This window comes from Embleya sp. NPDC055664, assembly GCF_053618075.1.
On sequence record NZ_JBSHGZ010000017.1, the window covers coordinates 1 to 15,694 of the forward strand.

Genomic DNA, 15,694 nt, shown 5'->3' on the forward strand with positions numbered 1-15,694 from the left:
GTCGACGTCCGGGCAAGGGACGTCGACCCCGCCGACCCCGGGTCAGTCCCCCCAGTGCGAGCTCTTGACGTCGACGAAGATCGGGTTGCTGTAGAACCAGATGTCGCGCCACGGGTCGCCGTCGTTGTTCGGGTGCTGGATCGGGCCCGCCGGGTCGACGCCCGCGCCGAACGGGCCGACGCCGTGCCGGTTGCCGTCGCTGCCCCGGAGTCGGACGTAGTACGGCTTGTTCCGGCGCGGCAGTTGTACCTTCAGGGTGTAGGTGCCGGTACGGCCGGCCACGTCGATGCGCTTGGTCACCCGGGCGTCGGGGGCCTGCCAGGAGTCGGCGTCGCGGGACTTGCCGGTGACCGTGCCGGTGATCACGTCGACGTGCGCCAGGGTCGGCACCACGCCGTGGTAGTTGGGCCGGCTCGCGGTGGTGACCCGGATGTAGAGCGTGGCGCCCCGGTTGGCCGCCAGCGGCAACCGGCCGCCCAGGGTGACCGGTTCGCTGTGGCCGTTGTCCGCGACCATCCACACGTCGAGGCCGTCGAGCAGCTGGCCGTGGTCGACCCACACGCGCCCGGCGCGCAGGCCGTTCATCACGTCGCGGTAGCCGAACCGCTCCACGCCCACGTGGGTGCGGCTGAACTGCCCCGGCCAGAAGTCGCTGCCGGGCTGCGGGACACCGGTGTCCTTGGGCAGCGGCTTGGAGCCGAGGTCGTCGAAGCCCTTGCCGGGCGGGTAGTCGCCGTCGGCGTAGGTGTCGAACATGGTGCGGTGGTTGTCCGAGTTCGAGGTGACCGACCACAGCCGGCCCTCGGACAGCAGCGCGTCCCACATGCCGCCGACCGTCGCGGTCATCCAGTCGAAGCCACCGAACGTGCGGTAGCTCTCGATCGGGTAGCGAGGCCAGCTCTGCGGCGACGGCGCGTTCTGGTATTCGCCGCGCTGGAAGGTGCCAGGACCCGTCTGGCCCTCGCGATACTTCACCCACGCCGGGTCGGCGTTGGCCTGCGAGCCGGGCGCGCCCTCGAAGCCGAGGAAGATCGACGGGTCGGCGTCGTGCCAGGCGCGCAGCTCGTGCGGGGAGACGATGCCGAGCCGGCTGGGGTGGTTGGCCAGCACCAGGACGTCCTCGACGAAGCCCTCGCGGCGGCGCTGTCCGAGCCAGCGGATCGCCTCCACCGCCTTGGCCTCGTTGGCGGGGGTCTTGGGGTCGCCCACCGCGCCCACGTCGAACTTGTTCAGCTTGGCGTCGAAGGTCAGCTCGAACTGCCGCAGCAGCTCCACCTCGTTGCGGCCCGGCGCGACCATGATGGTGGCGTGCTCGGCGGCGGGGACGTACCACTCCAGGCCCTGGAAGATCAGCACCCGCGGGTTTTCCTGACGGGCCTTGAGGATCTCCGCGTGCTCGCGCTCCGCGCCGCCGGCGTTGGCGTGGCCGAAGTTGGCGTGCTCGGTGTAGACGATCCAGTCCAGGCCGAACTGCCGCCCCTGCGCCGCCGACTGGGCGAAGCCGTACTTGGCGTCGTGGCTGTAGACGGTGTGCACGTGGTGGTCGCCCACGAGGTAGACGTACTTGCTCGGCGGGCCGTCCTGGCCCGGGCGCGAACTCGCCTGGATCGCGTCGTCGGACTCGGCCGCCGCCGCCACGCCCGCGCCGGTCATCCCGAGTGCCGAGGCACCCAGGAATCCGGCCCCGAACAGCCCGGCTCGACCGATCAGCCCTCGGCGCGACACCCCCTGTGCGTCGAGTCGGTCCTCGGCCACCTCCGGGTCGGCCCACTCGGGCAGCTGCGGTAGGGGCCGATCGGCCGGAAGCGAGTGGTCCTCGGTCGCCATGTGGGTTCCTTGCGCTCGGGGGAGGGGCGAATACCGGCCAGACGCTATGAGGCAAAGGTGGCGCGCGGGCGACGCGCAGACCTTGATCACATGACGGGCGGGATGATCTTTCGGGGCGCGCGGGAGTGGAGGAGCCATTCGACCACGATCAGGTTGGGCACCCAGCACAGAAAGGGAACGAACGTGTACGCACGGTCGAAGTCGCCCGTCAGCGGCACCAGCAGGATCAGCCACAGGCGCAGCGTCACCGCCGCGTAGGTGAACGCGAAGGCCCGGTGCATCCAGCGGCGATGCCGGGCCGGGTCGCCGCGCCGGATCGCCCGCAACCCGAAGCCGGCACAGCCCACCCACAACACCGCGAGCATGCCGAAGCCGGCGGTGCCCACCGCGCCCGCGTGGTTCATCGGCGCGAGCACCAGGCCGGCGACCCCGCCCACGGTGATGCACAGCAGGACCAGCCGGCCGCAGGCCCGGTGCAGGCGGGGCGCGCGCAGCCGTATTCGGCTCGCGAGCTGGGCGGGGGACAGCAGCAGGGCGAGGCCGGCGGCCACGATGTGCGTGTAGAAGAAGGCCTGCTGCCACTTCGGCCGGTACGCGTAGTTGCCCGCTATGTCGGCGTCGTCGCGGGCGAGGGCGACCAGGGACTCGGTCAGGTAGGGGAGCGGGGCGAACACGGCGATCGCCAGAGCGCTCAGCGCGAGCCACCAGACGCCCACGGTGCGACGTCGGGTGGGGTCGGGTCGGTGCGCGGTGGTGGTCGGGGTGGTCGTGGTCATGGCGTCCTTTCGCGGCATGTCACCACGCTAGGAAGCGGAGGGGTTCGCGCTCGCCCCCCGGAGCGGGGAATCCCCTCCCTCGTGCGAGGGAGATCGTTCTCCGCCGCGCGGGGGTGGACCGGGGTGGGGCGGGCCGGTGCAGGATGGGGCATGCGCACTTCCGACGTTTGGCTCACGCCGGCGTTCGTGGCGGGCGCGGTCGCGGTGACCGTGCTCGCCCCCGCCGACCCGCCCTACCGGGGGCTGGACGCGGTCGGTCTGAGCCTCGCGGTCGGGTCCACGCTGTGTCTGTTCCCGCGCCGGGTCGCGCCGGTGGGCGTGGTGGTCGCCACGTCGTTGCTCGTGGTGGTCAACGCGGCGGCCGGCTATTCCACCACGGTCACCCAGTGGCCGGTGTGGATCTCGCTGTTCACCTTGTTCTCGCTGCGCGGGACCACCGCCCGGATGACGGGCGTGGCCGTGATGCTCGCCGCGGTGGGCGGCTACTTCGTGGTCGACCGGGCGCCGATCGGGCCCACCGACGTGTTCAACGTGACGGTGTGCTTCCTGGTTGCGATGGTCGCGGGCGACGCCGCGCGCAGCCGGCGAGCCGCGGCGGTCGCCGAGCACGCCCGGGTCCGGGCCGAGGAACGCACCGAGCTGGCCCGCGAACTGCACGACTCGATCGGGCACGCGGTCAACGTGATGGTGATGCAGGCCGGGGTCGGGCGCCGGGTGTTCGCCGACGACCCGACCTTCGCCCGGGAGGCGCTGGGCAACATCGAGAGCGTCGGGCGCGACGCGCTGGGGGAGCTGGATCGGCTGGTCCGAGTGATGCACGCCGACCGGCCGACCACCGACCTGTCCGCGCTGGTCGATCGGGTCCGGGCCGCGGGCCGCGAACTGCGGCTGACCACGGAGGAGATACAGGTGGGCGCCACGGTCGCGCAGGCGCTGCACCGGATCGTCCAGGAGGCGCTGACCAACGCCCTGCGGCACACCGACAGCGGCCGGATCGACGTCGAACTGGCCCAGGTCGACGACACCGTGGTGCTCGAAGTGGTCAACGAGGGCAGCCAGTTGCGGGTGGGCCGGCCCGGGCGCGGGCTGGTCAACATGCGCGAGCGGGCCCGGTCGGTCGGCGGCGAGGTGGAGGCCGGCCCGGTGCCGACGGGCTTTCGGGTACGGGCGACGCTGCCGGCGCAGGTGCGTTCGTGATCCGGGTGCTGCTGGCCGACGACGACGCGCTGGTCCGGAGCGGATTGAAGGCGCTGCTGCGGGCAGAGCCCGGGATCACCGTGGTGGGGGAGGCAGCCGACGGCGCCGAGGCGGTGCGGGCCGCGCTGGAACATCGGCCCGACGTGGTGGTGATGGACATCCGGATGCCCGTTCGCGACGGCGTCTCCGCCACCCGGGACCTGATGGCCGTGCCGGATCGGCCGCGCGTCCTTGTGCTCACCACGTTCGACCTGGACGAGGTGGTCGACGACGCGATCGCGGCGGGCGCCGACGGCTTCCTGCTCAAGCGGGCCACGCCGGAGGAGCTGATCGCCGGCATCCACGCGGTCGCGGCCGGCGATGCGGTGGTCTCACCGGCGGTCGCCCGCCGCCTCTTCGCCTCGCACGCCGCGCGAATCGGCCCCGACCACATGCGCGCGCGCCGCCTCACCGACCGCGAGGCCGACGTACTGCGCGCGATGGCCCGCGGCCAGTCCAACACCGAAATCGCCCACACACTGCACCTATCGGTGGAAACGGTGAAAACCCACGTCAAGCACATCCTGGCCAAACTGGATGTCCGCGACCGCACCCAAGCCGTCGTCTGGTCCTACCGCACAGGCTTCGCCTACCGCAGCGACCCACCGACCGGGGGCTGAACGACGGGGGCGGCGGGGAGTGGGTGGGTGTGCGCGGCTGGGTGATTCGGGGTCGGCCGGGGTCGCGGGGTGGGCCGGCGCCGCCGGCGTGCGGGGCTCCAAGACTCGGGATTTCGGCTAGGCGGGTGCATTGCTTACCGAAAACCGGCCGGCAGCGGCGGAGTGGGTGAGGGATCAGGTTGAGTCTGCTGGGGGCCTGGGTTGGGGTGTTTCGAGAGTGTTTGGGGGGCGGTTGGGGTTCGGGACCGGATCTCGGTGGGTGGTTGTGGGCTTTGAGCTTCGGTGACCTGCGGTTTTGTGGGGTCGGGGTGGAAAGTCGGGTGGCGGGTGCCGGTTTCGTGTGCTCCGGCCTTCTCGATGCCGGTGTGGAGACCGGAACCGCACAGCCGTAGTCGGCTTCAGGTACTGCGATCTCACAGAGGCTGTCGAGGAGGCCGAAAGTGCCCAGTGGGAGCCGAAACCCGATCCCGAGGCACTCGAAACGGCCCCCGCTTGCGCTGACCTGCGGTTTTCCTTCGAAGTGAGGCGCCGGTGCCGCACGCAATCCGGGTTCGTGAACCTTCGTCACCCACATGCCACCGCTCGCCGGAAACACCCGCCCCACTCGGGAAGGTCGGTCCGAGGACTCGACCCGAGCGCCCTCCCCGCCCCTGCTGCCGGCCGGTTTTCGCCGAGCAACGCGCTCGGCTCGTCGGGCGCCTCAGGTCTCTGAACCACGCGCGCCGGCGGCGGTCCATCGTCGACTCGGACCGGCCCCGCACCAGCCGCCCGCGACGACGAACACAGCGCACGCCGGACGCATCCCAATCCCCCCGGGAGCGTCCCCCGTGCCGGCGGTGTCCCACCCCCGGCCAGTGCCCCGCCCGCCACCCGGGGCGGGGTCCCGGTGGCGGGCGGGGGTGGGGGCGGGGGCGGGGGCCTTCCTCCTTCGTTATCGGCCTTCGGTTGGCGGCTTTGGGCTGTGGGTTATGCCGCGGTTGTTCCCATGGGGATTTCGGGGGTCAGGTGGGGTGGGACCCTTGTGTAGGAGTGGAACTCCATTGTGTAGCTTGCTCGGCCGGAGGTTCGGCTGCGTAGGTCGCCTACGTAGCCGAACATTTCGGCGAGTGGGACCAGTGCGGTGATCACCTTTGCGCCGGAGCGGTCGGTCAGGGCCTCGACCTGGCCGCGTCTGGCGTTGAGGTTGCCGATGACGTCGCCCAAGTGGTCCTCGGGTGTGGTCACCTCCACCGCCATCACCGGTTCGAGCAGGGTTGGGCGGGCCAGGCGGGCGGCCTCCTTGAAGGCCAGTGAGCCCGCGATGCGGAAGGCCGTTTCGGATGAGTCGATTTCGTGGAACGCGCCGTCGAGCAGGGTTACCCGCAGGCCGGTGAGCGGGTAGCCCGCGAGGACCCCGAGTTCCATCGCCGCTCGGCAGCCCGCGTCCACCGAGGGGATGAACTCCTTCGGGACGCGGCCGCCGACGACCTTGTCGACGAACTCGTAGCCGTCTCCCTCCAGTGGTTCGATGGCGATGCGGACCTTGGCGAACTGGCCCTTGCCGCCGTTTTGTTTGCGGTACGTGTAGTCGTGTCCGGACACCGGCGCGCTCACCGTTTCGCGGTAGGCGACTCGCGGCCGGCCCACCGAGGCGGCCACGTCGAACTCCAGCCGCATACGGTCGACCAGCACCTCCAGGTGCAGTTCGCCCATGCCGGAGACGATGGTCTGCCCGCTCTCCCGGTCGGTCTTGACCCGGAAGGACGGGTCCTCCTCGGCCAGTCGTTGGATCGCGACGCCCAGCCGCTCCTGGTCGGCCCGGGACGCGGGTTCGATGGCCACCTCGATCACCGGGACCGGGAAGTCCATCGACTCCAGCACCACCGGGTGTGCCGGATCGCACAGGGTTTCGCCGGTGGTGGTCCGGCGCAGCCCCATCACCGCGACGATGTCGCCCGCGCCCACGGCGGCGATCTCCTCTCGTTTGTCGGCGTGCATGCGGTAGATCTTGCCCACACGTTCGGTGCGGCCCTTGATCGAGTTCTGTACCTGGTCGCCGGCGGTCAGGCTGCCGGAGTACAGCCGCAGGAACGTCAGCCTGCCCAGATGCGGATCACTCGCGATCTTGAACGCCAGTGCCGCGAGGGGCTGTTCGGGCGACGGCGCGCGTACGACGGCCGTCTCCGGCGCGCCGACCGCGTGGCCCTGGATCGCCCCCACGTCCAGGGGCGACGGCAGGTAGCGCGCCACGGCGTCGAGCAGCGGTTGAACCCCCTTGTTCCGGAAGGCGGTTCCGCACAGGACGGGCGTGACGGTGGGACCGTCGCCGCGACCGGAGGCGATGGTGATCCGCCGGATCGCGGCGTGCAGTTGTGCCTCGCTGGGTTCGATGCCCGCCAGGTACGCCTCCATTATCGCGTCGTCGTGCTCGGCGACCGTCTCGAGGAGCCGTTCGCGCCATCGGCGGGCGTCCGCGAGGTACGCGGTCGGGATGTCGACGTCGTCGTACGCCTCGCCGAGTCCGGTGTCCGCGGACCAGACCAGGGCGCGCATCCGGACCAGGTCGACCACCCCGCGAAAGTCCGCCTCGGCGCCGATCGGCACCTGTACGACCATGGCCACCGCGCCCAGTCGTTCGCCGATCATCTCGACGCAGCGATGGAACTCGGCACCGGTGCGGTCGAGTTTGTTGACGAAGCAGATTCGGGGTACGCGGTAGCGGTCGGCCTGGCGCCACACCGTCTCGGACTGCGGCTCGACGCCCGCGACGCCGTCGAACACGGTGACCGCGCCGTCGAGGACGCGCAGGCAACGTTCGACCTCGATGGTGAAGTCGACGTGTCCCGGCGTGTCGATGAGGTTGATCCGGTGTGCGACGCCGTCGAGCGTCCAGTCGCAGGAGATCGCGGCGGAGGTGATGGTGATGCCGCGATCGCGCTCCTGGGGCATCCAGTCGGTGGTCGCCGCGCCGTCGTGCACCTCGCCGATCTTGTACGAGACGCCCGTGTAGAACAGGATCCGCTCGGTGGTGGTGGTCTTGCCGGCGTCGATGTGGGCCATGATCCCGATGTTGCGGACGGTGGCGAGGTCGAGGTGGCGTGCGGTTCTGGTCATGACGGCCTGAAGCCCTCTCTCATGTCTTATACGAAGGGGTGGGACGGGTGGTGCCGAATCCGGGCAGCACACGGCGATCCGTCGACTCCGTACGGGAGTTCGCACACCACGTACGGGGCAGCGGAAAGCACCGGTGGGCACACCGGGGATGGATGGCGAACGGCCGCCGGGGCTGGTCGAGTTGCGACCGGGCACACTCCATCGACCCATGGGCGCACCGCGCGCAGGGTTCGACGACACCGGGCAGGCCGAGGGAGGGCGGCCTGACGGTACGCCGAACCGCTGCGGCGCGAGGGCGCGGCATCGGCGGATCGGTGGGGGATCGGCGTGCGACGGGCGGAGCCGGAACGGATCGGACTCGGCGCGCGGCGGCGGCCTTTGGGTCGGCTCGGGGCGGCGGCGATACGGCCGCGCGTCGGCGGGTGGGTCGACGGTCGCCGACCCACCTACCACCTACGGCCGGGACCGTTTCCGGTCACGACACAACGACGCAACGACACGACGACGCAACTACCTACACCAGCGCAACAGCGCGAAAGTGCAGCCGTGCGATGACGCGACAACGCAACAACTCGTCAATGCGTCGACACGACCACGCGCTACGGCGCAGAACGCGGCTCAGCCGCGAGGCGACCCGGAGCGATCGGGCCAACGGCCCTTCCACGGCTCCCGGTTCGACGTCGGATGGGCGCTCCGCGGTCGGGTGCCGAACGCGTGGCGTCGCGCACCGATTCGCTTGAACGTGACATCCATGCGCCCACCGTAGATCACGAACTCGCTCGCGGTCACCCGGATTTTTGCCGCCCGGTTCAGACCAGGTCGCGCATCCGCCGGATCGGACTCGCGCCCAACACCACCGGAGTCAGCAGCGCGACACCGAACATCGTGCCCAGCGCGCCCCGGTTGCCCAGCCACGTGGCGGCCAGCCCGGCGGTCAGCGCCCCGAACGGGATCGCGCCCCAGGACACGAAGCGGACGGTGGCCATCACCCGAGGCAGCAACTCCGGCGGCGTCACGGTCTGCCGGTGGGTGCGGGTGACGATGCTCATCATCACGACGGCGGCGCCGAACGCGGCATTGGCCGCGGCGAAGGCGAGCAGCCCGAGCCCGTGGCCGGCGAACGGTATGCAGCCGACTGCGACGGGCGTCAGCAGCGCGGCCCCGATCAGCGTCCGGGCGCTGCCGAAGCGGGCGACCAGGCGCGTGGTCAGCGCGGCGCCGATCAGGCTGCCGACGCCCTCGGTCGCGATCAGTACGCCCACCAGCGCGGTCGGCGCGTGCAACGTGCGCACGAGCAGGGCCGGGACGAGCGCCATCAACGCCCCGCAGACGAAGTTCACGGCCGTCACCGCCGCGACGCACGGCCGGATCGCCGGATGCCGGCGCACGTAGCGCAGGCCCTCGGCCATCCGCGCCCGCAACGAGGGGCCGCCGTCCGAGGGCGCCTGCCGGGCCGGGCGGGGCAGCGTGCGCAGCAGCACCGCGGAGAGCAGGTAGCTGACCGCGTCCACCAGCAAACCGCTCGCCGCGCCGCACAGTTGCACCAGTACGCCGGCCAGCGACGGGCCGCCGAGCTGGGTGGCGGCGACCGAGCCGGAAGTGAGGCTGTTGCGGGACGTCAATTCCTCTTTGCTCACGATCGACGGCAGCAGCGTCGAGTTGCCCACATCGAACACCACGCTCGCCAGGCCGACCACGAACGCGACCAGCACCAACTGCCACAGGATCAGTACGTCCAGCGCCCAGGCGATCGGGACGGAGGCGATCGCGACCGCGCGCACCACGTCCATCGCGACCTGGGTCCCGCGCAGCGGGAGGCGCTGCACGATCACCCCGGCGGGCAGCCCGATCAGGATCCAGGCGGTGTACTGCGCGGCGGTGATCAAACCGACCTGGAGACTCGTCGCGTGCAGGCCGCGAAGCGCGATCAGCGGCAGGGCGACAGCGGTGACCGCGTCCCCGGCATGACTGATCGTCAGCGCGGCCCAGTAGCGCCAGAACGCACCACCCCCACCGACCGGCCCGCTCCCGCGACCCGATGCGCCCGGCGCCACACCGCTCACCGCGCCCGCTCCGCCGCCCGACCCGCCCGCAGCCGCACCGATCGCCGCACCCGCGCCGATCGCCGCACCCGCCACCGCGTCCACACCCGCCCCCGCGGCAACCACCGAGCCCGCCGCCCGGCCCCCCGTCGCCCCCACCGCGCCCGGCGCCGGCCCCGCCCCTGCTCCCGCCAACCCCGTCGCATCCACTTCGCCCGACATCCGCACCCCCTGCCCCGCAGCCACCAAGTGAGTAACCAATGGAAACTCACTATAGTGAGCGCATCGACGCAGGCAAGACGAGGTGACATGCGATATACCGATCTGGCGGACGCCGACTGCGCCATCACCCAGGCGCTCGGCGTCGTCGGCGACTGGTGGACCCTGCTGCTCGTGCGCGATGTGGCGGCGGGCGTACACCAGTTCGGCGCGCTCCACGAACAGGTCGGGATCAGCCGCAAGGTGCTGGCCCAGCGGCTCAAGGCCCTGGTCGAGCACGGCGTGTTGGAGAAGCGGCTCTATCACCCGCACCCGCCGCGCTACGAGTACCACCTCACCGACGCCGGGCGCGGCCTGCTCCCGGTCCTGGTCGCCCTGCAGAACTGGGGCACGCGGTTCGTCCTCGGCGACGGCACGCTGACCGCCACCGGCGAGGCCGACTCGGCCGAGGCCCGCCAGGCGCACGCCCTGGTCGGCACCAAACTGCCCGCGCTCACCCTGCGCCCCGCCGCCGCGTCCGAGGCCACCGCCACCACTCCCGCCGAGCGCGTCGACCCGATCGCCGACACCCCGTGGACGGTCTTGTACTGCTTCCCCGGCGCCTACGCCCCCGGCGTCCAGGGGCATCCCCCCGGCTGGGACCAAATCCCCGGCGCCCCCGGCTGCACCCTGGAATCCGCCACCTACCGCGACCGCCTCACCGAATTCGCCGCCCGCGGCGCCACCGTGCTCGGCGTCAGCACCCAACGCCCCGACCAATTGGCCGCGTTCGCCGCGCACGCGAACATCCCGTTCCCGCTCCTGTCCGACGCCGACCTCGAACTGGCCGCCGCACTACGCCTGCCCACCTTCCGGGCCGCGGGCGTCGACCGCCTCAAGCGGCTCACCCTGCTCCTCGACGACACCCGCACCGTGCGCGGCGTCCTGTACCCGCTCCCCGACCCGGCCGGCTCGGTCGCCGACGCGCTGGCCCTGATCGACGCCCGAACCCGCCCCGCCTCCACCGCCGGGTAGGAGACACCGGCTCCACCCCGGGGCGGACCCGCAACCACCGCCGACACCTGCGGCCTAGTGCCCACGCAGGACGTACAAGCCGAACGATCCCCCTAGTCTCGCGGCATGCGACCACGATCCTCGCGAGCGTCCGCATGAGGGCGAACTCGCCACGCAGGCCACGATTTCGGTACCCACCGCGCGGGCGTGCACGCGGCTCGACGGCGCTCGCGACGGTCCTCGTCGGCGCGAGCGTCGCCGTGCTCGCCGCCGCCGCGCCCTCCGCCCGCCCCGCCGACCCCGCCCGCCCCGCACAGGCCGACCTCGCCACCGCCGGCACCCCCGGCCCGATCGCCTGGCAACCGTGCGCCCAGGACCCCACCGCCGACTGCGGCACGCTCACCCTGCCCGTCGACTGGACCAAACCGCGCGGCGCGACCTTCGAGATGGCCGTGGCCCGACGCAAGGCGACCGACCCCACCCGCCGCATCGGCTCCCTCGTGCTCAACTACGGCGGCCCCGGCTCGCTCGGCGTGGACGACGTGGTCGGCACCTACAAGAACTTCTTCTCGGCGGAGATCGACGCCCGGTTCGACCGGGTCGGCTTCGATCCGCGGGGATGGGGCCGCAGCGCCCCGCTCGACTGCCCGCAGGCCGGCCCCCGGCCCACCGCCGACCCCACCACCCCGGCCGGATTCGCCGCGTTCGCCGCCGACAACCGCCGGCTTGCGGACGGTTGCCGGGTCGGCACCGGCCCGCTGTACGAACACCTCGACACGCTCGCCGTGGTCCGCGACATCGACGCGCTGCGGGCCGCGCTCGGCGACGCGCGGCTGAGCTTTTGGGGCGTGTCCTACGGCACGCTGATGGCACAGCAGTACGCCGAACTCTTCCCGCACCGCTTCCGCGCCCTGGTGGCCGACAGCAACATGGACCACTCGATCGACGGCGCCGAATTCCTGGAATCCGAGGCCGTCGACGCCGAGGACTCCTTCACCGAATTCGTGAAGTGGTGCGCGGGCAGCACCGATTGCGCACTGCACGGCCGCGACGTCGAGGCCCTGTTCGAACGGCTCTACGCCCGCGCGCAGGCCGGCACCCTGTACGTGCCCGGTGACCCGGCGCACGGCCTCGGGCCGGACAACCTGCTGTCGGGCGTGCAGTTCCTGATGTCGTACCTGAAACACGATCCCGCCGAGACGCTCACCGTCGCCCGGAACCGGGTCGCCGACCTGCTCGCGGGCATGGACGCCGCCCCGCCGCTGCCCGCGCCGCCCCCGCCGTACGTCCCCGGCCTCGACGACCGCACCTCGCAGGCCGTGCTCTGCTCCGACTGGAGCCTGGACATCCCCGACCCGGGCGCGCTCGCCGCCGTGGACCGGCGGTCGAAGGCGCTCGCGCCGCACATGCGCCGCAACATCCAGGCCTGGAACGCGATGACGTACTGCCTGGGCCGACCCACTCCCGTGACCAACCCGCCGCACCCCTACCGCGTGGCCGGCAACGCACCGATCCTGCTGGTCAACAATCGGCACGACCCGCAGACGCCGCTGTCCTGGGCCGTACACGCGGCGCGGCGGATCCGCGGCGCGACCCTGGTCACCGCGGCCGGCTGGGGCCACATGAGCTACGACAAGAACCGCTGCGCGGCGGCACTCACCGACCACTACCTGATCGACCCGCGCGCACCCGTGCCGACCACCCACTGCGCACCCGACTGAGCGGGCGCGGCACACCGAAAGGCGGCCCGCCCCCGCTACAACCCCATCCGGCTCACTCGCGCGGACAGTTCCGCCGCCGAGGCGCGGACCGCCGTCACATAGTGCGGCACCTGCTCGTCGGGGATGCGGTGGGACAGCGCGGCGATGCTGACCGCCGCGACGATCGCGCCGTCCTCGCGATGTACGGGCGCGCCGATGCCGAGCAGGTCCGGGTCGAACTCGCCGCGGGCCACCGCGTAGCCCCGGGCCCGGATCCCGGCCAGGCGCACCCGCAGTTCGTCCGGGTGGGTGATGGTCGCGTCGGTGAAGCGCGGCAGCGGGCGGGCCAGTACCCGTTCGATGTCGGCGTCGGGCGCCCACGCCAGCAGGGTCAGTGCGGCGGCGCCGGCGTTGACCGGGAACACCTGGCCGCGCTCATAGGACAGGCGCAACGTGTGCAGCGCCTCCTCGCGCTCCAGACACACCACCGAATCGCCGGCGCGCCGGGTCAGCAGCACCGGCTGGCCGACCGCCAGCGCCAGTTCGCGCATCACCGGGCGGGCCAGCTCGGACAGCCCGACCCCCTTGCGCGCCAGCCGGGCCAGGTCGAGCACCCGCGGCCCGAGCCGAAAGCCGACACCGCCGTCGTTCTCCTCCAGGAACCCGTTGGCGGTCAGGCTCTGCAGATAGCGGTACGCGGTGGACCGGGCCACCCCCAGATGCCCCGCGACCTGCGACGCGGTCAGCGCGAGCCGGTCGTCGCGGAACAGCAGCAGGATGTCGAGGGCGCGGTCGGCCGTGGAGTTGCGCCCACGATGGCCCGACCCGTGGTCGGCGTCCCGGGGGGTGGTTCCTGGCATCCGGGAACGCTATCAGGGGCCGCCGACACGGGCCGGGGACGGCCGCCGGCACCCGATCCGGGCCGGGGACGGCCGCCGGCACCCGATCCGGGCCGCGCGGCGAGGGTCGAGAACGACCGCCCGCAGCCGCGCGCTCACTCCGGCCCGGACAACAGCAGTTCCGCCCAGATCGTCTTGCCGTCGGTGGTGTAGCGGGTGCCCCAGCGCTGGGTGAACTGGGCGACCAGGAACAACCCGCGCCCGCCCTCGTCGGTGGTCCGCGCGTGCCGCAACCGGGGCGTGGTGCTGGTCGCGTCGGACACCTCGCAGATCAGCGTGGCGTCGCGGATCAGCCGCAGCCGGATCGGCCCGGAGGCGTAGCGGATGGCGTTGGTGACCAGTTCGCTGACCACCAGTTCGGTGGTGAAGGCGATCTCGTCCAGCCCCCATTCGGCGAGCTGCCGGCCCGCCAGGGTGCGGGCCTCGGCGACGAAGGCGGGGTCGGCCGGGAGGTCCCAGGACACCACCTTCGAGGAGTCCAGCTTGCGGGTACGCGCGATCAGCAGCGCCACGTCGTCCTGCGGCGGGTTCTGCGGCAGGATGCCGAGCACCGACCGACACAACTCGTCCAGCGGCCGGTCGGGGTCGGCCAGCGAGGCGCGCAGCCGGTCCATCCCGGACTCGACGTCACGATCGCGCCCCTCGACCAGGCCGTCGGTGTAGAGCACGAGCAGGCTGCCCTCGGGCAGTTCCAGTTCGGCCGCCTCGAACGGCAGTCCGCCCAGCCCGAGCGGCGGCCCGGTGGGCAGGTCCGGGAACTCCACCGTGCCGTCGGGGTGGACCAGCGCGGGCGGCGGATGCCCGGCACGGGCCATCGTGCACAGCCGGCTCACCGGGTCGTAGACCGCGTACAGGCAGCTCGCGCCCAGCGCGGTGGTGTCCACGCCGCCCTCGCCGGTGCCCTCCTCGTCGACGAACCGGATGACCAGGTCGTCCAGGTGGGCGAGCAGTTCGTCGGGGGACATGTCCAGGTCGGCCAGGGTGTGGACGGACGCGCGCAGCCGGCCCATGGTCGCCGCCGCGTGCATGCCGTGCCCGGCCACGTCGCCGACCACGAGCGCGACGCGCGCGCCGGACAGCGGGATCACGTCGAACCAGTCGCCGCCGACCCCGGCCCGGTCGTCTGCGGGCAGGTAGCGGCTGGCCACCTCGACCGCGGTCTGCCGCGGCAGACCGTGCGGGAGCAGGCTGCGCTGCAGGGCCAGCGCGGCGGCGTGTTCGTGGGTGAAGCGACGCGCGTTGTCGATGCACACCGCGGCGCGGGAGACGAACTCCTCGGCCAGGATCAGGTCGTCGCTCTCGAACGGGTCGGGGGTGTCGCGGCGGAAGAAGTGCGTCACGCCGAGGATCGTGCCGCGGGCCCGGATCGGTACGACCATCATCGAGTGCAGGCCCACCCGGCGGGTGCGGTCCGTGGAGACGCGGTCCTCCGCGAGCCACGGCAGCAGGTCCGGGTCCAGGAGCGGTTCGAGTACGGCCTTGCCGTCGACCAGGCAGCGGGCGCCGGGAGAGTTGCGGGCCACGGGGGCACGTTCGCCGATCCGGGCGATCGACTCGACGAGGTCGTCGTCCGGGCTCCCGTGCCGGCCCTCGCGCACCGAGCGCTGGCCGACCCGGATCAGGTCGGGGTTGGCCCGGCGGACCGGGCCGGGCTCGGGCTCGACGCCGCGGAGCACCGGTTCGAGCAGGTCCACCGCGACGAAGTCGGCCAGGTCGGGGACGGCGACGTCGGCCAGCTCCTGGGCGGTGCGCGCCACGTCCAGGGTGGTGCCGATCCGGGCGCCTATGTCGCTCAGCAGGGCCAGCCGTTGCCGGGCCCGCCATCGGTCGGTGACGTCGATGACCAGGTAGCAGACCCCGGCCGCGCGACCTTCGCCGTCCTCCAGGCGGAAGAACGAGGTCGAGTAGGCGTGCACGTGCTCCGGATCGCCGGCGGTGCGGCCCTGGTACTCGTGGTCGATCAGCGGCACCCCGGTCGCCAGGACCTCGCGCATCCGCGCCTCGATGTGCTCCGCCGGCAGCCCGGGCAACACTTCGCTGAGCCGCCGGCCCAGGCGTTTGTCACGCGGGATGCCGCCCCGCTCCTCGAGCTGGTCGTTGATCCACACGCAGCGCAGGTCACGATCGACCACCGCCATGCCGATGGGGGCCCGGTTGAGCAGATGGTCGAGGAGTGCCCGGTCCGCGCCCCAGGGCACGGCGGACGAGGCGTCGCCGGCGTCGTCGGCACCGGCGGTGTGCGGTGTGCCCATCAAGCCCTCCTGTCCTCCTCATTCCATGGTCGCGCGT

The 15,694-nt window shown here is 72.3% G+C and carries 10 protein-coding genes; 4 read left to right on the forward strand and 6 right to left on the reverse strand.

Annotation, left to right across the window (positions count from 1 at the left end; all coding sequences use genetic code 11):
* Positions 1-42: 42 nt before the first annotated feature.
* A complete protein-coding gene (locus ACWGR4_RS25555; protein ID WP_452130343.1) occupies positions 43-1,827 on the reverse strand; it encodes a histidinol-phosphatase in 1,785 nt (594 codons plus the stop codon).
* An 86-nt stretch (positions 1,828-1,913) separates the two neighbouring features.
* A complete protein-coding gene (locus ACWGR4_RS25560; RefSeq protein ID WP_452130344.1) occupies positions 1,914-2,621 on the reverse strand; it encodes a DUF2306 domain-containing protein in 708 nt (235 codons plus the stop codon).
* Between the two features lie 132 nt (positions 2,622-2,753).
* On the opposite strand from ACWGR4_RS25560, the gene ACWGR4_RS25565 reads away from it, so the two are divergent.
* Together ACWGR4_RS25565 and ACWGR4_RS25570 are read left to right on the forward strand one after the other, a co-directional pair.
* The gene (locus tag ACWGR4_RS25565) at positions 2,754-3,800 is read left to right on the forward strand and encodes a sensor histidine kinase (RefSeq protein WP_452130345.1); all 1,047 of its coding nucleotides are present in this window, start codon (positions 2,754-2,756) and stop codon (positions 3,798-3,800) included.
* Entirely contained in the window at positions 3,797-4,459 is a 663-nt protein-coding gene (locus tag ACWGR4_RS25570) for a response regulator (RefSeq protein ID WP_452130346.1), read from the forward strand. Before ACWGR4_RS25565 ends, ACWGR4_RS25570 begins: the two co-directional genes overlap by 4 nt.
* Before the next feature lie 966 nt (positions 4,460-5,425).
* On the opposite strand, the gene fusA is transcribed toward ACWGR4_RS25570, so the two are convergent.
* Positions 5,426-7,552 (reverse strand): elongation factor G, encoded by a 2,127-nt coding sequence (gene fusA / locus ACWGR4_RS25575; protein ID WP_452130347.1) that lies wholly within the window; start codon positions 7,550-7,552, stop codon positions 5,426-5,428.
* An 809-nt stretch (positions 7,553-8,361) separates the two neighbouring features.
* Positions 8,362-9,816: an MFS transporter gene (locus ACWGR4_RS25580; protein ID WP_452130348.1), complete on the reverse strand. Its 1,455-nt coding sequence runs from the start codon at positions 9,814-9,816 to the stop codon at positions 8,362-8,364.
* An 87-nt stretch (positions 9,817-9,903) separates the two neighbouring features.
* Between ACWGR4_RS25580 and ACWGR4_RS25585 the strand changes: the two genes are divergently transcribed.
* Together ACWGR4_RS25585 and ACWGR4_RS25590 are read left to right on the forward strand one after the other, a co-directional pair.
* Positions 9,904-10,827, forward strand: coding sequence for a winged helix-turn-helix transcriptional regulator (locus ACWGR4_RS25585; protein ID WP_452130349.1), 924 nt, complete (start codon positions 9,904-9,906; stop codon positions 10,825-10,827).
* A 134-nt stretch (positions 10,828-10,961) separates the two neighbouring features.
* Positions 10,962-12,527 (forward strand): alpha/beta hydrolase, encoded by a 1,566-nt coding sequence (locus ACWGR4_RS25590; RefSeq protein ID WP_452130350.1) that lies wholly within the window; start codon positions 10,962-10,964, stop codon positions 12,525-12,527.
* 35 nt (positions 12,528-12,562) lie between these two features.
* Here ACWGR4_RS25590 and ACWGR4_RS25595 read toward each other — a convergent pair whose 3' ends face one another.
* Positions 12,563-13,366: an IclR family transcriptional regulator gene (locus ACWGR4_RS25595; protein WP_380003730.1), complete on the reverse strand. Its 804-nt coding sequence runs from the start codon at positions 13,364-13,366 to the stop codon at positions 12,563-12,565.
* A gap of 134 nt (positions 13,367-13,500) precedes the next feature.
* Positions 13,501-15,657, reverse strand: a complete 2,157-nt coding sequence (locus tag ACWGR4_RS25600; RefSeq protein WP_452130351.1) for a SpoIIE family protein phosphatase — start codon at positions 15,655-15,657, stop codon at positions 13,501-13,503.
* Between the last annotated feature and the right edge of the window lie 37 nt (positions 15,658-15,694).